This is a genomic window from Streptomyces sp. NPDC001914 (assembly GCF_042891215.1).
Taxonomy (GTDB): Bacteria; Actinomycetota; Actinomycetes; order Streptomycetales; family Streptomycetaceae; genus Streptomyces.
The window spans coordinates 53,091-73,456 of record NZ_JBIASW010000020.1 but is presented as its reverse complement, the minus strand read 5'-3'; the positions used below and the strand labels follow the sequence as shown (position 1 = coordinate 73,456).

15 protein-coding genes are annotated in these 20,366 nt (G+C 72.1%); 11 read left to right on the top strand and 4 right to left on the bottom strand.

The features are described from left to right. Positions 1-63: 63 nt before the first annotated feature. The 9 genes from ACFYYF_RS36520 (at position 64) to ACFYYF_RS36480 (ending at position 13,526) form a co-directional block, all read left to right on the top strand. Positions 64-543, top strand: a complete 480-nt coding sequence (locus tag ACFYYF_RS36520) for a hypothetical protein (RefSeq protein ID WP_388782652.1) — start codon at positions 64-66, stop codon at positions 541-543. 73 nt (positions 544-616) lie between these two features. Next, positions 617-1,504, top strand: coding sequence for a TatD family hydrolase (locus ACFYYF_RS36515; protein WP_388782649.1), 888 nt, complete (start codon positions 617-619; stop codon positions 1,502-1,504). A 795-nt stretch (positions 1,505-2,299) separates the two neighbouring features. Beyond that, entirely contained in the window at positions 2,300-3,700 is a 1,401-nt protein-coding gene (locus ACFYYF_RS36510; protein ID WP_388782765.1) for a ubiquitin-like domain-containing protein, read from the top strand. Between the two features lie 463 nt (positions 3,701-4,163). Beyond that, positions 4,164-5,132 carry a 16S rRNA (adenine(1518)-N(6)/adenine(1519)-N(6))-dimethyltransferase RsmA gene (gene rsmA, locus ACFYYF_RS36505; protein ID WP_388782646.1) on the top strand — a complete coding sequence of 323 codons (969 nt, stop codon included), beginning with the start codon at positions 4,164-4,166 and terminating at the stop codon, positions 5,130-5,132. Further along, positions 5,129-6,031, top strand: coding sequence for a 4-(cytidine 5'-diphospho)-2-C-methyl-D-erythritol kinase (locus ACFYYF_RS36500; protein ID WP_388782643.1), 903 nt, complete (start codon positions 5,129-5,131; stop codon positions 6,029-6,031). Before rsmA ends, ACFYYF_RS36500 begins: the two co-directional genes overlap by 4 nt. A 95-nt stretch (positions 6,032-6,126) precedes the next feature. After that, a complete protein-coding gene (locus ACFYYF_RS36495; protein ID WP_388782640.1) occupies positions 6,127-7,932 on the top strand; it encodes an ABC-F family ATP-binding cassette domain-containing protein in 1,806 nt (601 codons plus the stop codon). 706 nt (positions 7,933-8,638) lie between these two features. Further along, positions 8,639-10,495, top strand: coding sequence for a PQQ-binding-like beta-propeller repeat protein (locus ACFYYF_RS36490; protein ID WP_388782637.1), 1,857 nt, complete (start codon positions 8,639-8,641; stop codon positions 10,493-10,495). A gap of 79 nt (positions 10,496-10,574) precedes the next feature. Further along, positions 10,575-12,515, top strand: coding sequence for a PQQ-binding-like beta-propeller repeat protein (locus ACFYYF_RS36485; RefSeq protein ID WP_388782634.1), 1,941 nt, complete (start codon positions 10,575-10,577; stop codon positions 12,513-12,515). A 300-nt stretch (positions 12,516-12,815) separates the two neighbouring features. Continuing rightward, a complete protein-coding gene (locus ACFYYF_RS36480) occupies positions 12,816-13,526 on the top strand; it encodes a LuxR C-terminal-related transcriptional regulator (RefSeq protein WP_388782631.1) in 711 nt (236 codons plus the stop codon). A 99-nt stretch (positions 13,527-13,625) separates the two neighbouring features. Here ACFYYF_RS36480 and ACFYYF_RS36475 read toward each other — a convergent pair whose 3' ends face one another. The 4 genes from ACFYYF_RS36475 to ACFYYF_RS36460 all read right to left on the bottom strand — a co-directional run bounded on the left by ACFYYF_RS36475 (position 13,626) and on the right by ACFYYF_RS36460 (position 18,125). Further along, positions 13,626-14,522, bottom strand: coding sequence for an NAD(P)-dependent oxidoreductase (locus ACFYYF_RS36475; RefSeq protein WP_388782628.1), 897 nt, complete (start codon positions 14,520-14,522; stop codon positions 13,626-13,628). A 78-nt stretch (positions 14,523-14,600) separates the two neighbouring features. Then, complete coding sequence (locus tag ACFYYF_RS36470) at positions 14,601-15,896, bottom strand: M48 family metallopeptidase (RefSeq protein WP_388782625.1); 1,296 nt, start codon at positions 15,894-15,896, stop codon at positions 14,601-14,603. A gap of 160 nt (positions 15,897-16,056) precedes the next feature. Next, positions 16,057-16,374: a hypothetical protein gene (locus ACFYYF_RS36465; RefSeq protein WP_388782623.1), complete on the bottom strand. Its 318-nt coding sequence runs from the start codon at positions 16,372-16,374 to the stop codon at positions 16,057-16,059. Positions 16,375-16,424: 50 nt separating this feature from the next. Next, on the bottom strand, positions 16,425-18,125 hold the full coding sequence (locus ACFYYF_RS36460; RefSeq protein WP_365482612.1) for a sodium:solute symporter family protein: 1,701 nt from the start codon (positions 18,123-18,125) through the stop codon (positions 16,425-16,427). A gap of 179 nt (positions 18,126-18,304) precedes the next feature. Here ACFYYF_RS36460 and galT point away from each other — a divergent pair, with 179 nt between their 5' ends. Together galT and galE are read left to right on the top strand one after the other, a co-directional pair. Next, positions 18,305-19,393: a galactose-1-phosphate uridylyltransferase gene (galT, locus tag ACFYYF_RS36455; RefSeq protein ID WP_365482614.1), complete on the top strand. Its 1,089-nt coding sequence runs from the start codon at positions 18,305-18,307 to the stop codon at positions 19,391-19,393. Next, positions 19,390-20,358 carry a UDP-glucose 4-epimerase GalE gene (gene galE / locus ACFYYF_RS36450; protein WP_388782620.1) on the top strand — a complete coding sequence of 323 codons (969 nt, stop codon included), beginning with the start codon at positions 19,390-19,392 and terminating at the stop codon, positions 20,356-20,358. The genes galT and galE overlap by 4 nt, the downstream gene beginning before the upstream one ends. Positions 20,359-20,366: the final 8 nt, after the last annotated feature.

Here is a 20,366-nt window from a genome sequence, read left to right as displayed (position 1 = left end):
TGGAATTCCGGGGGAATCCCGCCGACGGGGGTGCTTGTCCAGCGGACAAGAGGAGCGGCTGGCATGAGTGAGACCACAGGACGGACCGGCGGCGGCAGCGCCGGTCAGGTCACCGAACAGACCCGGCACCGCGGCACGGCGACGGCCGTCGTCCACGAGTCGTATTCCTTCGCCTGCATGCGCTGCGGGCACGGCTGGGAGCAGTCGTACGAGATCGAGCACCACCGCGACACCGAAGGCTCCGAGTTCGTCGTGTACGTGGCGGACGGCGAGGTCGTGCCGTCGCCGCTCAGCCGGCCCACCTGCCTGAACTGCGACAGCCACGTGGTGCGCATCATGCGCGCCGGCCAGGTGTCCTTCGCCCTCGGCTCGATGCACTCCGCGACGCACCGCGCGCGCAGGTCGGCCCGGCCGCGCAAGCCCGGGGACGACGCGCACGGCGAGACGACCGACGCCCCGGACGCCTCCGACGCCCCGAAGGAGCCGCGCCACTGGCACCTGTCGGACCTGCTCCACCCCTTCCAGCACCGCCGGGCGGGATGACCCCGGCGGGCGGGGCGGCCTGCCCGCTCCCCGCGAGGTGAGGCCGGGCATGCCTCCTTCGTAGGATCGGGGCATGCCTTCCTCCGCCTCCGCCGCCGACAAGAACGCCGCACCGCCGCTCCCCGCGCCCCTGCGCGTTCCCGTCGCCGACTCGCACACCCACCTCGACATGCAGTCCGGCACGGTCGAGGACGCCCTCGCCAAGGCCGCCTCGGTCGGCGTGACGACGGTCGTCCAGGTCGGCTGCGACGTGAAGGGCTCCCGCTGGGCGGCCGAGACCGCGGCCACGCACGATGCCGTCCACGCCACCGTCGCCCTGCACCCCAACGAGGCGCCCCGCATCGTGCTCGGCGACCCCGACGGCTGGTCACGTCAGGGCGCGCGGGTACCGGGCGGCGACGCGGCCCTGGACGAGGCGCTCGCCGAGATCGACCGGCTCGCCGCCCTCCCGCACGTCAAGGGCGTCGGCGAGACCGGACTGGACTTCTTCCGCACCGGGCCCGAGGGCAAGGAGGCGCAGGAGCGCTCGTTCCGCGCCCACATCGAGATCGCCAAGCGGCACGGCAAGGCCCTGGTCATCCACGACCGCGACGCCCACGCCGACGTCCTGCGCGTCCTCGCGGAGGAGGGCGCCCCGGAGCGGACCGTCTTCCACTGCTACTCCGGCGACGCCGAGATGGCCGGGATCTGCGCCCGCGCCGGGTACTTCATGTCCTTCGCCGGCAACATGACCTTCAAGAACGCCCAGCCGCTGCGCGACGCGCTGGCCGTGGCCCCGCTCGAACTCGTCCTGGTCGAGACCGACGCGCCCTTCCTGACGCCGGCGCCGTACCGCGGACGGCCCAACGCTCCGTATCTCATTCCGGTCACGGTGCGCGCCATGGCCGCGGTGCGGGGGATCGACGAGGACACGCTGGCGACCTCGATCTCCGCCAACACCGCGCGCGCGTTCGATTACTGATCCATAACGGTTCCGGGGGGTTTTCCCGGTCGCGCCGCGGGGTCCGGCGAGAGGGTGTCGCGACACAGCGTAGCCGCGTTGCTTGGGAGAGTGACGATCGCTCCGCTAGGTTCTGGTCGCCCGATCCGGACCCAGGAGCGTGTCGTCGTGAGCAGCTCGCGGTACGAGCCGTACAAGACGTACGGACCGAACGGTGGCCCCGAGGCCACCACCGTCGTCGTCGGTGTCACCGACGCCGCCGCCGTGGCCGGTGCGCCCACCGTGGCGGCCCCCCTCGGCATGGCCGGCCCGCCCGGCGGCCCCGGAGCGCCCGGGGGCTTCGGACCGCCCGGGGGGCCCGAGGCGTTCGGACCGGTCGGGGCGCCCGAGGGATTCGGGAGCTTCGGACCGCCCGGCGGCCCCGGAGGCTTCGGGCCGCCCGGAGTGTTCGCCCCGGCTGGCCCGGCTGGCCCGGCAGGTCCGGCTGGCCCGGCATGTCCGGCGGCTCCGGCAGGTCCGGCGGGCCCGGTCGGCCCGTACGCGGGAGGCGGGACGGCCGGTGCGATGCCGGCCGACCACGAGGGGTACCGCGGTCACGGGGAGTACCGGGGGTACGAGGCGCGGACGCACTTCGGGCCCCAGGCGTACACCGGCCACGAGGCTCACCCGGTACAGGCGCAGGACCACTCCGGTCGGCGGGCGTCCTCCCCGCACGAGGCGTACACCGGCCACGAGGCCCATCGCGGCCCCGAGGCCACCTCCGCGTACGACCCGTACTCAGGCTCCCCGGCGTACGGGACCCCCGAGCCGTACGCCGTGCTCTCCCCGGAGTCCTGGGGCCCCGCCCACGAGCCGCGTGCCACCGGGCCCGCGGGGTGGGAGGCGCCCCCGGCCCCGCCGTACGGCGTACAGGGCGTGCCCGGCGCACGCGGCGGACGCACGGTCCCGGTGGCCCCCGACGCGCCGACCGAGCCCCGCCTGCCGCGCCCGCAGCCGGACACCCCGGCCGCGACGCCCGCCGGAGGCTCGGGCGCCGCCGAGGGGCGGACCGGGGAACGCGGCACGGGCGGCCGGGCCGAGGCGCGGCGCGCGGCCCGGCGCAGGCGGGGCTTCGAGCGCCCCGAGGCCCAGGCCCTGCGCCGGCTGCTCCCGCAGGCCCTGGTCGTGGCCTTCCTGGCCGGCGGCACCTCCGCGTTCGTCGCCAACGACAAGGCGATCGAGCTCAGCGTCGACGGCAGACCGCGCACGCTGCACACCTTCGCGGACGACGTGACGGAACTGCTCGCCGACGAAGGCGTGAAGGTGGGCGCGCACGACGTGGTCGCGCCCGCCCCCGGCACCGCCCTCGCCAGCGGGGACGAGGTCGCGGTGCGTTACGGGCGCCCGGTGCACCTCACCATCGACGGGGAACGGCGCAGGGTGTGGACGACGGCGCACACCGTGGACGGAGCGCTCGGCCAACTGGGGGTGCGCGCCGAGGGCGCCCATCTGTCGGCCTCGCGTTCCCGGCCCATCGGCCGTGAGGGGCTGGACCTCGACGTACGGACCGAACGCGCGGTCACGATCATGGCCGACGGCCGGGCCCGGACGATCCGCACCAACGCGGCGAGCGTCGCGGAGGCCGTGCGGGAGGCCGGGATCACCCTGCGCGGACAGGACATGACCTCCGTGCCCGCCGGGAGCTTCCCGCGGGACGGGCAGACGGTCACCGTCCTGCGCGTCACCGGGACCCGGGAGGTCCGCGAGGAACGGATTCCGTTCGAGGTGCGGCGGGCCGACGACGACTCGCTGTTCGAGGGCGTCGAGGTCGTCGACGACCCCGGCCGGTACGGAGCGCGGCGCCTGACGTACACCCTGCGCACCGTCAACGGCGTCAGGCAGCGGCCCCGGCTCGAAGGCTCCGAGGTCGTACGTCGGCCGCAGCCCCGGATGGTCCGGGTCGGCACGAAGCCGCGTCCCCCGTCCCGCGGCGGAGCCGACCACCTGAACTGGGCGGGGCTCGCCGCCTGCGAGTCCGGCGGCCGGCCCCGTGCCGTGGATCCCTCAGGCAACTACGGCGGCCTCTACCAGTTCGACACCCGCACCTGGCACACCCTCGGCGGGACCGGGCGCCCCCAGGACGCCTCGGCGGCGGAGCAGACGCGCCGGGCCAAGAAGCTGTACATGCGCCGCGGGGCGACCCCGTGGCCCCACTGCGGCCGCCACCTGCACCGCTGACACGGGGCCACGCGGACCCGTCGGCCACGCCCCGGCTCCGGCCGCCGCGTGGCCACACCTCGGCTCCGGCTGCCGCGTGACTGCGTGCCCGCACCCCGGGTTCGCCCGCCGTGTGGCCGCACCCCGCTTCCGGCCGCCGCGGGTCCGCGTGGCCGCACCTCGGCCGCGGCATCGCGGCGCCCGGAGCCGTGCGCCGGTTCCGGCACCGCGGGTCGGGGTGCCGTACGCCGCCACCGGTACCGAGCGCCGGTGACCGTTCGGCCGGTATGCGTGTCGGCGGGCCGGTGTCGCCTGGCCCGTGTCCGCGGGGCGGGCCGGTGGCCGCAAGGCACGTCAACATGTCTGCGGGCCTGTCGTCGCAAGGCCCGCAGACATGGCGGCGGGCCGGTGGCCGTGTGGTCGGTACCCGTGCCGCCGGGCCGCGGCTGCACGGCCGGGGTCCGGCCCCCCGTACCCTTGGCTCGTGACCAGCCCCACCTCCGACGCCCTCCTGGGCCCCGCCGAGATCCGCGAACTCGCGGCCGTCCTCGGCGTCCGGCCCACCAAGCAGCGCGGCCAGAACTTTGTGATCGACGCGAACACCGTGCGCCGCATCGTGCGGACCGCGGAGGTGCGGCCCGACGACGTGGTCGTGGAGGTCGGCCCCGGCCTCGGCTCGCTGACGCTCGGCCTGCTGGAGACGGCGGACCGGGTCGTCGCCGTCGAGATCGACGACGTCCTCGCGAGCGCGCTCCCGGCGACGGTCCAGGCCCGCATGCCGCAGCGCGCCGACCGTTTCGCGCTGGTGCACTCCGACGCCATGCAGGTTCAGGAGCTGCCCGGCCCGCCGCCCACCGCGCTGGTCGCGAACCTCCCGTACAACGTCGCCGTGCCCGTCCTGCTGCACATGCTCGACACCTTCCCGACCATCGAGCGCACCCTCGTGATGGTCCAGGCGGAGGTCGCCGACCGGCTCGCCGCCCCGCCCGGCTCGAAGGTGTACGGCGTGCCGTCGGTGAAGGCGAACTGGTACGCCGACGTGAAGCGGGCCGGATCGATCGGCCGCAACGTCTTCTGGCCGGCGCCCAACGTGGACAGCGGTCTCGTCGCGCTCACCCGGCGCACCGAGCCGATCAGCACGACGGCCACGAAGGGCGAGGTGTTCGCCGCGGTGGACGCCGCCTTCGCCCAGCGCCGCAAGACGCTGCGCGCCGCCCTCGCCGGGTGGGCCGGTTCCGCGCCCGCCGCCGAGGCCGCGCTCGTCGCCGCCGGGATCTCGCCGCAGGCCCGCGGCGAGTCGCTGACGGTCGAGGAGTTCGTCCGCATCGCGGAGAACCGCGCGACGGCGGAGCGCGGCGACACCGGCACCGGCCGGAACTACGCCGGGAGCGACGCCACGCAGAGCGGCACCATCGAGAACGCCCCCGAGAACGAGGAGTCGACCCAGCCGTGACGGAGACGGTGACGGTACGCGTCCCTGCCAAGGTCAACGTCCAGCTCGCGGTCGGCGGCGCACGCCCCGACGGCTTCCACGACCTGGCCAACGTCTTCCTCGCGGTCGGCCTGTACGACGAGGTGACCATCACCCCCGCGGACGAGCTGCGTGTCACCTGCGCGGGCCCGGACGCCGGCCAGGTGCCCCTGGACCGCACCAACCTCGCGGCCCGCGCCGCCCTGGAACTCGCCCGCCGTCACGGCGTCGACCCCGCCGTCCACATCCACATCGCCAAGGACATCCCCGTCGCCGGCGGCATGGCCGGAGGCAGCGCGGACGGAGCGGCCGCGCTGCTGGCCTGCGACACCCTGTGGGGCACGAACACCTCCCGCGACGAACTCCTCGACATCTGCGCCGAGCTGGGCAGCGATGTGCCGTTCTCCCTGGTGGGCGGGGCGGCGCTCGGTACCGGCCGCGGCGAGAAGCTGCGCGTCCTGGACGTCGGCGGGACCTTCCACTGGGTGTTCGCGATGGCCGAGCGCGGACTGTCGACCCCCGCGGTCTTCCGGGAGTTCGACCGGATGAACGAGGGCCGGGACGTCCCCGAGCCGGTCGCCTCGCAGGACCTGCTGGACGCGCTGGCGAAGGGCGACGCCGACGCGCTCGCCCGTACCGTCTCCAACGACCTCCAGCCCGCGGCGCTCTCCCTCTTCCCGGCCCTCGCCGACACCCTCGCGGCGGGCCGCGCGGCCGGCGCGCTCGCCGCGCTCGTCTCCGGGTCGGGTCCGACCACGGCGTTCCTCGCGCCGGACGCGGAGTCGGCGCGGACCATCGGCCAGGCACTCCACGCCTCCGGCACCTGCCGCGCGGTCCGCGTCACCCGGTCCCCGGCGCCCGGGGCGACCGTGCTCGGCTGAGGGGACGCCGGACGCGCGGCGGGGGACGCCCGCCGCGCGGACTACCCTTGAGGGTCGATCCTCGAGGGTCGATCGTCCCGCTTGTCAGGAGAGAAATGGCCGTCAACCTGGTCAATGTCGAGTCCGTCAGCAAGGTGTACGGCACCCGTGCGCTGCTCGACGGAGTCTCCCTCGGCGTCAGCGAGGGCGACCGCATCGGCGTCGTCGGCCGCAACGGTGACGGCAAGACCACCCTGATCCGCATGCTGGCCCGCCTGGAGGAGCCCGACACCGGCCGGGTCACGCACTCCGGCGGCCTGCACGTCGGCGTGCTCACCCAGCACGACTCGCTCGACCCCACGGCCACCGTGCGCCACGAGGTCATCCGGGACATGGCCGATCACGAGTGGGCGGGCAACGCCAAGATCAGGGACGTACTCACCGGTCTCTTCGGCGGTCTCGACCTGCCCGGCTTCCCGCAGGGCCTCGACACCGTGATCGGCCCGCTCTCCGGCGGCGAGCGCCGCCGCATCGCCCTGGCGAAGCTCCTCATCGACGAGCAGGACCTGATCGTCCTCGACGAGCCCACCAACCACCTGGACGTCGAGGGCATCGCCTGGCTCGCCGGGCACCTGCGCGAGCGCCGCTCCGCCCTGGTCTGCGTGACGCACGACCGGTGGTTCCTCGACCAGGTCTGCACCCGGATGTGGGACGTGCAGAAGGGCGCGGTCTACGAGTACGAGGGCGGCTACTCCGACTACGTGTTCGCCCGCGCCGAGCGTGAGCGCATCGCCGCGACCGAGGAGGCCAAGCGGCAGAACCTGGTCCGCAAGGAGCTGGCCTGGCTGCGCCGCGGCGCCCCGGCCCGTACCTCCAAGCCGCGCTTCCGCGTGGAGGCCGCCAACGAACTGATCGCCGACGTGCCGCCGCCCCGCGACAAGAGCGAGCTGATGCGGTTCGCCAACTCCCGTCTCGGCAGGACCGTCTTCGAGCTGGAGGACGTGACCGTCCAGGCCGGGCCCAAGGTGCTGCTCAAGCACCTGACCTGGCAGCTCGGCCCCGGTGACCGCGTCGGTCTCGTGGGCGTGAACGGCGCGGGCAAGACCTCCCTGCTGCGGGCCCTCGCCGAGGCCGCCCGCACCGAGGGCGAGAAGCAGCCCGCCGCCGGCCGGATCGTCACCGGCAAGACCGTCAAGCTCGCCTACCTCTCCCAGGAGGTCGGCGAACTCGACCCCACCTGGCGGGTCCTCCAGGCCGTCCAGTCCGTCCGCGACCGCGTCGACCTCGGCAAGGGGCGCGAGATGACCGCGGGGCAGCTCTGCGAGACGTTCGGCTTCAACAAGGAGAAGCAGTGGACGCCGGTCGGCGACCTCAGCGGTGGTGAGCGCCGCCGGCTGCAGATCCTGCGCCTGCTGATGGACGAGCCCAACGTCCTCTTCCTCGACGAGCCGACGAACGACCTCGACATCGAGACCCTCACCCAGCTCGAGGACCTCCTCGACGGCTGGCCCGGCTCCATGATCGTGATCTCCCACGACCGCTTCTTCATCGAGCGCACCACGGACAACGTCTTCGCGCTCCTCGGTGACGGCACCCTGCGGATGCTTCCGCGCGGTATCGACGAGTACCTGGAGCGGCGCAGGAAGATGGAGGAGGCGGCAGCGGCCACCGTGCTCGCCTCCGCCCCCGCCCCGGCGAAGGCCGCTTCGGCCGCCGACGCCCGCGCCGCGAAGAAGGAGCTCCAGAAGATCGAGCGGCAGCTCGACAAGATCTCCGAGAAGGAGACGAAGCTGCACGCCCAGATCGCCGACAACGCCACCGACTTCGGAAAGGTCGCCCAACTCGACGCCGAGCTGCGCGAGTTGGCGGGCGAGCGGGAGGAACTGGAAATGCGCTGGCTGGAGCTGGCCGAGGACGCGTGACGCGGCGGGCGCGTGACGCGGAGGACCGGACGCGTGACGCGAGGGGCAACCGCCCCTCGACCGGGCTGTTTTGCCCGCTCGGACCCTGAAGGCCCCCGCACGCGACGCCCGTTCGAGCCGGGGGCTCCGACGCACGGTGCCCGCTCGGTCCGGGAGGAGCCCGGCGTGCGGCGCCTGCTGGGGAGGGGAGGCCCCCGACAAGCGGCACCTGCCTGGGCGGGGAAGCCCCCGACGCGCGGCACCTGCTCGGGCGGGGAAGCCCCCGACCCGGGGTGCCCGCTTGAGCCGGTGGGCTCGACGACCGGAACCTGCTTGAGCCGGGGGCTTCGACGTGCGCGGCCTCCCGGGCGCGGGGGCGTCGCCGACCCGGCGTACGGGTCCGGCGTGCGGGTCCGGCGTGCGCGGCCCGTTCCAAGGGCACGCAAGTGCCGCCGCGCGCCCCCGAGTTGCCGAGAGCGCCCCTCGCGACGGCCGTCCCGCCGCGGTGAACTCGCCCCGCGCGCCCGGCGTGAAGGGTGCGTGAAGACGCGTAACGACGGCATCACAGCCCGGTCCTCCCTTGGGAACAGGGCGCGCACCGGCCCCCTGCCCGCGCCCCCTGGAGTGATAGAAAGAGCGGTCTGAGAACAGTCTGAGATCCACCGGACGAGGCGCGAATCCGGCGCCGCCGGTGAGGGGTCACATCAGTGAAGAGGGGGACGCGCTGATGAGTCAGCCGCCGAGTCAGCCGCCGCAGGGCGGTTCCGGAGCACCGCAGGACCAGCCGCCGGCAGGTGGTGCCGGCGCATCGCCCGACCCGCGCTCGCAGGCCGGTTTCGGCGCGCCCCAGGGCACGCCCCCTCCTCCCGCGCAGCCGCCCCAGGCGCCCGCGCCCCAGAGCACGCCGCCCCCCGGGCCCCCGCAGCCCGGCTACGGATACCCGCAGCAGCCCGGCCCCTACACCCAGTCGGGTCCGTACGGACAGCCGCAGCAGCCCGGCCCGTACGGACAGCCGCAGCAGCCGGGTCCCTACGGGCAGCCCGGACCCTACGGATACGGTCAGCAGCAGGGGTACGGCTATCCGCCCCAGGCGCCCTACCCGGGCGCACCCGGCACCCCGCAGCCCGGTGGTCCCGGCGGCGGCTCGAAGAACCCCTTCAAGGGGAAGCCCGCGCTCGTGATCGCCGCCGCGGTGGCGGGTCTGCTCGTCGTCGGAGGCACCGTCTGGGCCGTCACCAGCGGTGGTGACGACAAGAAGCCCGTCGCCGAGAAGAGCCCGAGCCACAGCCCGTCCGTGTCCGCGCCCGCCTCGGACGATCCGGTCAACCCCGGCGACGGCAGCGGTGACGGCGGCGAGGAGAACGAGGACCTGAACGCCGGCCGCAAGGCGGGCGAGGCGAAGGTCCTCTGGTACAAGTCGGCGCCGGACGCACCCGGTTCGGGCGCCGACGCCCCCGGCATGTGGATCACCGGCAAGGCGGCGGTGAAGGCCGCGTACAAGCAGCTCTTCGCGTACGGCGTCGAGGACGGCAAGCCGGCCTGGGACGCCGTGACGTTCCCGGAGAAGATCTGCGCGGCCACCCCGCAGAAGACGGCCGACGACAAGATCGTCGTCGCCTACATGAGCGGCTCCGCCAGCAGCGCGAAGTGCAACCAGCTCCAGCAGATCGACCTGAACACCGGCGCCAAGGGCTGGACCGCGAAGGTCTCGGAGGGCGAGCTGTTCGACAGCACGATCTCGCTCGAACTGTCCATCACCGGCAAGACGCTGACGGTCGGCCGCTCGATGTCGGGAACGGCGTACGACGTCACCAGCGGCAAGAAGCTGTGGGACAAGAAGAAGTACGGCTCCGGCTGCTACCCGGCGGGATTCGCGGGCGGCCCCAAGCTGCTGTCCGTCTCCTCCTGCGGGGCCGGCAGCAGCACCGAGCACGACGAGGTGCAGGAACTGGACCCGGCCACCGGCAAGGTCCGGTGGACGAAGAAGATCCCCAAGGGCTGGCGGGTCGGACGCGCCTACTCCGTGGACCCGGTCGTGCTCTACCTGACCAACGACGCGAAGAAGACGGTGAACATCACCGTCCTGAACGACAACGGCGACCTGCGCTCGCAGCTCAAGAGCGACGACGGCTTCGCGCCCGAGTGCGGCTTCGCGATCCTCGACCGCGATCTGACGGGCTGCTTCGGTGCCGTCGCCGACGCCGACACGCTCTATCTGCCGACCGAGGCGAAGACCGGCCCGAACGAGATCGTCGCGTTCGACCTCTCGACCGGCAAGGAGAAGTGGCGCGTCAAGTCCCCGACGGACGCGACCATGATGCCGATGAAGACGGACGGCGGCGCGCTCGTCGCCTATGTCGAGGCGTCCTACGACGGCGGCGGCCGCGTCGTGTCGATCCCGACGGGCGGCACCGGCCACACGCCCACGAAGCTGCTCCAGAACCCGCAGGGCACGGCGGCCATCGAGGCCGGCTTCTACTCCAAGGCCGTCGACTTCGTGGACGGACGCTTCTACATCTCCACGACCCGGCTGACGGGCAACGACGAGGCGAAGGAGAAGCTGATGCTGGCCTACGGCAAGTGACCGACGCCCCCGCCCCGTTCCCCCGCGTCCCGCACGCGCACAGGCCCGCCGTCCCCACGCATTCCGAGGTATTCACGTCATGAGTCAGCCGCCCCCGCCGCCGAACGAGCCCCCGAAGGGCTTCGGCGCACCGCAGGAACCCTCCCCGGGCGCGCAGCAGAGTCCGGGCGGGGCAGACCCCGAGCCCGGCGCCCCGCAGGAAGCGCCCGCGCAGGGTTTCGGTGCCCCGCAGGACCCGCCTCCGCAGGGTTTCGGTGCCCCGCAGGACCCGCCCGCCCAGGGCTTCGGCGCTCCGCAGGACCCGGGCCCGGCCGCCGGCGGGTTCGGCCCGCCGACCCCTCCGCCGCCCGCCGCGGGCGCGGGCTACGGCTACCCCCAGACGCCCCCGCCCGCGTCCCCGCAGCAGCCGTACGGCTATCCGCAGACGCCGCCTCCGGGCCAGGCCGGCTACGGCTACCCGGGCCAGCCGCAGGCCCCGTACGGCGCCCCCGGTCAGCCGAGCCCGTACGGCTACCCGCAGCCGCCGACCATGCCGATGCAGCCGCAGGCCCCGCAGGGCGGCGGCGGGCGCAGGAACAACGCCCCGCTCCTCATCGTCGTGGCGGCCGTGGTGCTCATCGCGCTGATCGTCGGCGGCGGTGTCGTGTACTCGCAGCACTCCGGCGGCGGCACCAAGCACAGTGCCGGCGGATCGGGCGGCACCGGTGGCAAGGGCGACGGCAAGGGCGGTGACAAGAAGGGCGGCGACGGCGGGGAGAAGGTGCCGGCGAACACCAGCTCCGACCTGCTCTTCCAGGTGCCCGCGCCTGCCGTGGCCAAGGACGTCAACAGCGTGACCACGGCCGGTTCCTGGCTCACCGACAAGGTGTACGCCAAGACCGGCATCGCCGAGATCAACGGCTACGACCCGACGACCGGCGCCAAGACCTGGACGATCAAGCTCCCCGGCCCGGTGTGCCAGGCCAGCCGGCACAGCACGGACGCCAACCGCTCGGCGATCATCTACGAGCCGGCCATGCCCACCAAGGCGCAGCCCTCGCACGGATGCACCCAGCTCGCCGCGATCGACCTCGACGCGGGCGCGAAGCTCTGGACCCGGACGATCAAGTCCGGTGACCAGGAGATCAACCTCGACAACGTGACGATCAGCGGGAACACGGTCGCCGCGGGCAGCACCGGCGGCGGCGGAGCGTTCGACATCTCCACCGGCAAGGCGCTGTGGGCCCCGAAGACGGGCGACAGCTGCTACGACTCCGGTTACGGCGGCGGCGAGAAGCTGGTCGCGGTCCGCAAGTGCGGCGAGTACGGCAGCACGCGCCAGCTCCACATCCAGACCATCGACCCGAAGTCCGGGAAGGTGCTCTCCGAGTACAAGATGTCGCCCGGCATCGAGTACGCCAGCGTCGTCTCCACCGACCCGCTGGTCGTGGCGGCGGACGTCGGTGACTCCGCCGGTGACGGCAGCGGCATCTCGGACTTCTTCTCGATCGACAACAAGACCGGCAAGCTGCGGGCGAAGATCTCGGCACCCGGCAAGACGTACGCCGCCAAGTGCGACGGCATCACCCGGATCGAGTTCTGCAAGTCGCTCGCCGTCGGCAACGACAAGCTGTACGTCCCGACGGAGGAGCACGACGGCTCCGGCGACTACAGCCGGACCAACGAGATCGTCGCCTTCGACCTGGCCACCGGCAAGCAGACCGGACAGCGCGCGGACGCGGGCGACGGCTACAGCATCACCCCGCTGCGCATGGACGGCACCAACCTCCTCGCGTACAAGCGGCCGCCGTACGACAAGGGCGGGCAGATCGTCTCCATCGACGGAACCTCCTTCAAGGAGACGAAGCTGATGGAGAACCCGGCCACCCAGTCGACGCGCGACGCGGAGGCGAGCATGCTCCCGGACTACGCCGAGATCCTCTACGGCGACGGCCGGCTGTACATGTCCCAGGTCTACGCGGACAAGCCGACCTCCGCGACGGACAAGGAGTACCTGGCGATCGCCTTCGGAACGAAGTAACCGTCACCTTTCGAGTGAACCAAAGTGATCATCTTCGAAAGAATGCGGTGATCGTTTCCCCGGATTGATTTGTTCGGGCCGAAACACCGTGTGCGGCCCCGTCCCTGTTCAGGGACGGGGCCGCACACGTACCCCGCATCACTTCCTATTGGGTGGGATTTCGATATTCCGGGGCACTTCTCTCCAGTAGGGGAAGCGCAACGTCGAACAAGCGTGTAGCTTCCGGGGGATGGAGAGCCGGGGGGCTCCTGATCCACGGGGAACCAGTGGGGATGTTCGGGGGGACTGGGGGGTTGCCTGATGGGAGTCCGGCTGATGGTGGTCGACGACCACCGACTGCTCGCCGAGGCGCTGGCCTCGGCACTGAAGCTGCGCGGGCACCGGGTGCTCGCCGCGGCGGCGCCCGCCGCGGGGGCGGCGGAACTGGTGATCACACGGGCACCCGAGGTGTGCCTGATCGGCACGGCGGCACCCGCGGAACCGGGGATCTTCGACCCGGTGGTGCGGATCAAACGGGAGCGCCCGCAGGTGGCGGTCCTGGTGCTCGGACCGGTGCCGAACCCGCGCGGGATCGCGGCCGCGTTCGCCGCCGGCGCCTCCGGCTACGTACGCCATGACGAGCGGATCGAGGGTGTCGAACGCGCGATCATGAAGGCGCGGGCGGGTGAGGCGGCCGTGGCCCCGCAGTTGCTCCAGGGTGCCTTCAGCGAACTGCTCAACCCCGCGGCCCAGCCCGACGACGAGGGCCAGCGGCTGCTCCAGATGCTCACACCCCGGGAGGTGGAGGTCCTGGTGCGGGTCGCCGACGGTGAGGACACCCGGCTGATCGCGGCCGGGATGGGCATCGCCCCGTCCACGGCCCGCACCCATGTCCAGCGGGTCCTGATGAAACTGGGCGTCGGCTCCCGCCTGGAGGCGGCGGCACTGGCGGCCCGCACCGGCCTGCTGGACCGCGCGGGCCCGATCCCGGCCCAGAAGACCCCGCTCGGCCACCCGGACACCACCCGCTGAGACGTACGGGTCCCAGGGGCCGCCGGCTTTGGGAGCTGCCGGGTCCAGGGACCGCCGGTCCGCGGCCGGACCCGGCCGCGGGTTCACGCGTGGGCGGGGCTACGAGGAAGGGGGCTTCCCCTCCTCGAAGCTGGCGAAGTACGCGGCGGCCATGTCCTCGTCCCCGTGACCGAGGGCACCGGCGCGGGCGAAGCGTTCGGCGGCGGCCTCGGCGACGTCGAGACGCACACCGTGCCGCTGTCCCGCGCGCACGATCAGGCGGGCGTCCTTCTCGGCGGTGGTCACGGCGAAGCTGGCCGGGGACAGCCGGTCCGTCAGGACGAGGTCGGCCTTGGCCCGCAGATAGCCCATGTCGAGCGGGCCGCCGTCGATGAGACCGAAGAAGTCCTCCGGGTCCACTCCGAGACCCTCGGCCAGGGCCAGCACCTCGCCGGTCGCGGCCGTGGCGGCGAGGACCCAGCTGTTGGCGACGAGCTTGAGCCGGGTCGCGCTGCCCGCCGCGCCGTCCTCGCCGGTCCACACGGTACGGGCGCCGACGGCGTCGAAGACCGGCGTCACGGTGTCGCGGGCGGCGCTCGGACCGGCGGCGAGCACGGTGAGCTGTCCGGCCTCCGCGGGTGCGCGTGTCCCGAGGACGGGTGCGTCGAAGAAGGGGAGCCCGTGCGCGCCGGCGAACCCGGCGAGCTCGGCGAGGGCTTCGGTCCCGGCGGTCGTGGACTGCACCCAGACGGCCCCCGCCCGCAGCCCGGGTGCGGCCCGGCGCATGACGTCGAGGGCGGCCGGACCGTCGTGGAGCATGGTCAGGACGACGTCGGCGCCCCGCACGGCCTCCTCCGGGGTGTCCGTGACGTGCACGCCGTCGGCGGCCAGCGGCTCGGCTTTGGCCCGGGTGCGGTTCCAGGCCCGGACACCGTGCCCGGCCCGTGCGATGTTGCGGGCCATGGCGGCCCCCATGATGCCGGTGCCGAGAACACTGACAGTGAGTTTGTCGGTCATACACCTCACCCTTCCCTCTCACCCGTACTTCTCCCGCGTGAGAGGGAAGGGACGCCACGGCGGGCCCCGGCGGCGGTCTCAGTAACCGTCCTGGAGGATCCGCCGGGCCACCTTCACCCGCGCGTCGGCGAGTTCCCCGGCGATCCGGCGCTCCCGCTCGTCGTCGGCCACGACGGCCGGGGGTTCGGTGTCCCCGATCAGCAGGCACGCGTGGCGCAGATGGGTCGGAGGGTGGGTCGCGTCGACGCTGTGGCCCCGAAGTACACCGACCCTGCGCAGACGCTCGCGCTCGAGGTCCGGAATCGACGCCAGGTCCGTGACGACGCGTCCCCACAGCTCCTCTGCCCAGGCCGTGGTCTGCTGCCTGCCGCGCGGGCCGTTCAGGGCGGCGCGGTTGACCTCGCGCCGGAGTGTCACAGCGGCTGAATCCGAGATCAGCAGCCGGTCCATGAGCTCCAGCGCGGCCTGGGTGGACCCGGCTCGGGCGGCGACGCGGTCGGCGAGGTATTCGGCCCGCTGGGAGGCACGGAGGGTCAGCCGGTCCAGGACCGCCAGGACGCAGCGGACGAGTAGACGGGGCGGCGCGTAGAGCAGGTTGAGGAAGAGCATGAGCGGGCCGGAGTCGTCGAGCGGCTCGAAGTCGACCGGCTCGAAGTAGTAGTGCCAGGTGGTCAACGAACTGAAGGCGGTTCCGACGACCAGGCCGTGGCGGGTGTCCCCGTTGACGTAGTGGCCCATTTCGTGACCCAGCAGCGCGATCCGCTGCTGCGGTGTGAGGGCTTCCCACAGAGGAAGCCCCAGGGTGAGCAGCCGCCGCCCCCGCACGCCGTAGCTCTGCACGCTCGCGTTGGTCTCGGCATCGAGGGCAATGGCGTCGACACCGCGGGTGCCGGCCACGCGGGCGATCTCGTCGACGAGCGCGAAGAGTTCAGGTGCGTCGGCACGGTGCAGCACGGGGGTGTTCGTCGGCAGCCGGTCGAACCGGGGCCGCAGCGACCACCCCAGGGCGAGAAGGAAGGCGCCCGGCACCATTTCCCAGCCGCCCCATCCTCGGACAAGGAGCCAGATGCCGCCCGCGGTCAGGGACAGGGTCAGGGCGTGGACGATGACCGCGACCGCGACGGCGAGGACGGTCGCGGAGTCGCGTCGGGCGCGCAGGCTCCCGCCGGAGTTCAGCTCCGCCAGCAGTCGCTCACCGTGCCGCTGCGCCAGGGCACGCCGGGCCCTGGCGAGCCGTCCCCGCTTCTCCTCCGGCCGTCCCGGATCGACGTTCCAGTCGCAGGCGGCGCACCACGTGACGAACCGGGCGTCGCATCGGACCTCGGCCCCGCACTCCGGGCATGGCTGAACCGTCTCCACCGTGGCGGTGTCCATCGCTGACTCTCCCCTGCCCCACGGCCCCTCCCCAGAGGCCGTCCGTACCTGTTCTGGCGAAGGAGATCACAGAGGTGTCGCGGCGTAAAGGGCCAGGTCCGAGCCGCTTTCCAGTGCCGGGGCCGGAGTTCGTGCTGAACTCCGGCCCCGGGTGCGGGAGTCAGTCCTTCGGCGGAGCGTGCTCCTCGGCCGGGCTCTCCGGGGCCGGAGCCGGAAGGGGCCGCAGCCACAGCCAGGCCAGGAAGAACAGGCCGAGGGCGAGCATGCCGAGGCCTGTCCAGAGGTTGATGTTGATGTCGCCGGCCTTGGCGAGGTCGGCGTCGGAGGCCGTGATGCCGGCGATGGTGACGATGACGCCGTAGATCACGAACAGTCCGCCGATGATGCGGCGGATGTCGAACAGCCGGGCGGCGGTCGTGGACTGCTTCTCGAGCTCCGCGACCTCGCGCTGGACGTCGTTTTCCGAGTAGTCGGACATAGCTTCTCGATTCTCCCTCGTCGGGACGGGCCGGACTCGTCGGAACGGGATCAGAACGAGAACGGGATGTAGCAGGCGGCGGCCAGGATCACAGCACCCCAGCCCAGCAGCGCGGGCCTGCGGTACCAGGCGTCGTCACCGGCGGCCGGCGGCTCGGCCATGCCGGGGGAGACCGTGCCGTACACCAGGCCCTCCAGCTCGGGCGCGGGCTTGGGGGCGGTGAAGAGGGAGACCCCCACCATCACCACGCCGCCGGCCACGAAGGCGACGATCGCCGAGACGAAGTTGGCACCCTGGTCGGAGGGGAAGCCGACGACGCCCTGCTTGTAGAGGACGAAGTAGTTCACCATCGCCGCCGTCGTCCCGGTCAGCAGGCCCCAGAAGCCCGACTTCACCGACGCCCGCTTCCAGAACATGCCGATGATGAAGACCGCGAACATCGGCACGTTGAAGAAGGAGAAGAGCGTCTGGAGGTAGCTCATGATGTTGGAGAAGGACGAGGCCAGGAAGGCCGTGCCGATCGACGCCAGCACGCCGATCACCGTGATCAGCCGGCCGAAGCGCACGTAGTAGCCGTCCTCCCGGCCCCTGACCACGTACTTGGCCCAGATGTCGGTCGTGAAGACCGTGTTGAAGGACGAGACGTTGGCCGCCATGCCCGCCATGAACGCGGCCAGCAGGCCGGTCACCGCGATGCCGAGGACACCGTTCGGCAGCAACTCCTGCATCAGGTAAGGGATCGCGTCGTTGTACTGGAGGTCCGAGCCGGGGGTGCCGATCTTCGGGACCAGGACAGCCGCCACGAGACCCGGGATCATCACCAGGAACACGATGAAGATCTTCGGGTAGGCCGCGATGAGCGGGGTGCGCTGGGCCGCGGAGAGGTTCTTGGCCGACAGCGCGCGCTGCACCTCGGCGAAGTTCGTCGTCCAGTAGCCGAAGGACAGCACGAAGCCGAGACCGAGCACGATGGTCAGCCAGTTGGCGCCGAGCGGGTTGGCGCTGCCGATGCCCGTGCCGCCCCAGGCCGTCGTGAAGTCGGTGCCGTGGCTCTTGTCGAGGGAGTCGGTCAGACCGCCCCAGCCGCCCACCCGGTGCAGACCGACCACGGCGATCGGGATCAGGGCCGCCAGGATCACGAAGAACTGGAGCACCTCGTTGTAGATCGCGGAGGAGAGCCCGCCGAGGGTGATGTACGCGAGGACGAAGAACCCGGCGACGACGATCGCCACCCACTGCGGCCAGCCGAGCAGTGCCTCGACCACGATCGCGAGCGAGTAGAGGTTGACGCCGGCGATGAGGACGGCGGCGAAGGCGAACAGGATCGAACTCAGCAGGTGCGCCCATTTGTCGAAGCGCAGGAGCAGGAACTCGGGAACCGAGCGGACCTTGGAGCCGTAGTAGAACGGCATCATCACCAGGCCCAGGAAGACCATCGCCGGGATGGCGCCGATCCAGTACCAGTGCACGGTGTAGACGCCGTACTGCGCGCTGTTGGCGGCCATGCCGAGGATCTCGGTGGCCCCGAGGTTGGCCGAGATGAACGCGAGACCGGTGATCCAGGCGGGCAGTGAGCGGCCGGACAGGAAGAAGTCGAGGCTCGTCCGCACCGAGCGGCGGGCCGCGAAGCCGATGCCCAGGACGACCACGAAGTAGATGCCGAGGATTGTGTAGTCGAGTGCGTTCGTGGGGAGACGCAGCTCGGCGGCGAGCAGGGTGCCGGCTTGGAGCGGATGTGTGGGGGACTGCATCAGAACTCGCTTCGTCGCATGAACCTATCGGACCGGAATCTATGCCTCCGCATTCAGCAGATGCACCCTCCTGATGGTGACCTTTGTTTGATTGTGACGTTGACTGTGCTGGTGGCTTGTGGTTTGTTGTGTTCGGTTATGTTTGAAGGTTTGATCGGGTGCTGATGGGGAGTCCGACTGTGAAGAAGACCTCGACCCGGCTCGCCGACGGTCGTGAGCTCATCTACTACGACGCGGGCGACGACCAGGTGCGCGACGCGGTGGACCGGCGCCCGCTCGACCCCACCGTCACCACCTCCGAGGTGCGCCGCGACCCGCTGCTCGGCGACTCGGTGGCCATCGCCTCGCACCGCCAGGGGCGCATCTACCACCCCCCGGCGGACGAGTGCCCGCTGTGCCCGTCCTCGGGCGACCGGCTGAGCGAGATCCCCGAATCCTCGTACGACGTCGTCGTGTTCGAGAACCGCTTCCCCTCGCTCGCCGGAGACTCCGGCCGCTGCGAGGTCGTCTGCTTCACCTCCGACCACGACGCGTCCTTCGCGGACCTGACGGAGGCGCAGGCGGCCCTCGTCCTGGAGGCCTGGACGGACCGCACCGCCGAACTCTCCCATCTGCCCTCCGTCCAGCAGGTCTTCTGCTTCGAGAACCGCGGCGCCGAGATCGGTGTGACACTCGGTCACCCGCACGGGCAGATCTACGGCTACCCCTTCACCACCCCCCGTACCGCACTGATGCTGCGCTCCCTGGCCGCGCACAAGGAGGCGACCGGCGGGGAGAATCTGTTCGACGACGTCCTCGCACGAGAACTCGCCGACGGCTCCCGGATCGTCCTGTCGAGCGACCACTGGGTCGCCTTCGTCCCGTACGCGGCCCACTGGCCCTACGAGGTCCACCTCTACCCGCGCCGCCGCGTGCCCGACCTGCTCGGCCTCGACGAGGACGCGCGCACAGAATTCCCCCAGGTCTATCTGGAACTCTTGAGGCGCTTCGACCGGATCTTCGACGGACCGGACGGTGGGAAGGACGGGACGGGCGAGCCGCCGACGCCGTACATCGCGGCGTGGCACCAGGCTCCCTTCGGCCCGCTGGAGGAGTTCGAAGGCGTCAACCGGGACGACTTCGCGCTCCACCTCGAGCTTTTCACCATTCGCCGCACTTCCGGCAAGCTGAAGTTCCTCGCGGGTTCCGAGTCCGGCATGAACGTGTTCATCAACGACGTGCCGCCGGAGACCGCGGCTCAGCGACTGCGAGAGGTAGCGAGTACATGAGTGGGAAGTACCTGGTCACGGGTGGAGCCGGCTACGTGGGCAGCGTGGTCGCGCGCCACCTGCTCGAGGCGGGCCACGAGGTCACCGTCCTCGACAACCTCTCCACCGGATTCCGCGAGGGCGTGCCCGCCGGCGCCGCCTTCGTCGAGGGCGACATCCGCGACGCCGCCAAGTGGCTGGACTCCTCCTACGACGCGGTCCTGCACTTCGCCGCGTTCTCGCAGGTCGGCGAGTCCGTGGTGAAGCCCGAGAAGTACTGGGACAACAACGTCGGCGGCACCATGGCCCTGCTCGCCGCGATGCGCGAGGCGGGCGTGCGCACGCTGGTCTTCTCCTCCACCGCAGCGACCTACGGCGAACCCGAGACCACCCCGATCGTGGAGTCCGCGCCGACCCGGCCCACCAACCCCTACGGCGCCTCCAAGCTGGCCGTCGACCACATGATCACCGGCGAGGCGGCGGCGCACGGACTCGGCGCGGTCTCCCTGCGCTACTTCAACGTGGCCGGCGCCTACGGCGAGAGCGGCGAGCGGCACGACCCCGAGTCGCACCTCATCCCGCTCGTCCTCCAGGTCGCGCAGGGCCGCCGCGACGCGATCTCCGTCTACGGCGACGACTACCCGACGCCGGACGGCACCTGCGTCCGCGACTACATCCACGTCGCGGACCTCGCCGAGGCGCACCTGCTGGCCCTTTCGGCCGCGGCCCCCGGCGAGCACCTGATCTGCAACCTCGGCAACGGCAACGGCTTCTCCGTCCGCGAGGTCATCGAGACCGTGCGCCAGGTGACCGGACACCCGATCCCCGAGGTCATGGCACCGCGCCGCGGCGGGGACCCGGCGATCCTGGTCGCCTCGGCCGAGACCGCCCGGGAGAAGCTCGGCTGGAACCCGTCCCGCGCGGATCTCGCGGGGATCGTCGCGGACGCGTGGGAGTTCGCACAGCACAGCACGGCGAAGGGGTAAAGCGTGGA

What these genes read in the sequence shown, in the direction of transcription:
- ACFYYF_RS36520 (WP_388782652.1), top strand. Translation starts at nt 64, where the DNA reads ATGAGTGAGACCACAGGACGGACCGGCGGCGGCAGCGCCGGTCAGGTC.
- ACFYYF_RS36515 (WP_388782649.1), top strand. Translation starts at nt 617, where the DNA reads ATGCCTTCCTCCGCCTCCGCCGCCGACAAGAACGCCGCACCGCCGCTC.
- ACFYYF_RS36495 (WP_388782640.1), top strand. Translation starts at nt 6,127, where the DNA reads ATGGCCGTCAACCTGGTCAATGTCGAGTCCGTCAGCAAGGTGTACGGC.
- ACFYYF_RS36490 (WP_388782637.1), top strand. Translation starts at nt 8,639, where the DNA reads ATGAGTCAGCCGCCGAGTCAGCCGCCGCAGGGCGGTTCCGGAGCACCG.
- ACFYYF_RS36485 (WP_388782634.1), top strand. Translation starts at nt 10,575, where the DNA reads ATGAGTCAGCCGCCCCCGCCGCCGAACGAGCCCCCGAAGGGCTTCGGC.
- ACFYYF_RS36480 (WP_388782631.1), top strand. Translation starts at nt 12,816, where the DNA reads ATGGGAGTCCGGCTGATGGTGGTCGACGACCACCGACTGCTCGCCGAG.
- ACFYYF_RS36475 (WP_388782628.1), bottom strand. Translation starts at nt 14,522, where the DNA reads ATGACCGACAAACTCACTGTCAGTGTTCTCGGCACCGGCATCATGGGG.
- ACFYYF_RS36470 (WP_388782625.1), bottom strand. Translation starts at nt 15,896, where the DNA reads ATGGACACCGCCACGGTGGAGACGGTTCAGCCATGCCCGGAGTGCGGG.
- ACFYYF_RS36465 (WP_388782623.1), bottom strand. Translation starts at nt 16,374, where the DNA reads ATGTCCGACTACTCGGAAAACGACGTCCAGCGCGAGGTCGCGGAGCTC.
- ACFYYF_RS36460 (WP_365482612.1), bottom strand. Translation starts at nt 18,125, where the DNA reads ATGCAGTCCCCCACACATCCGCTCCAAGCCGGCACCCTGCTCGCCGCC.
- galE (WP_388782620.1), top strand. Translation starts at nt 19,390, where the DNA reads ATGAGTGGGAAGTACCTGGTCACGGGTGGAGCCGGCTACGTGGGCAGC.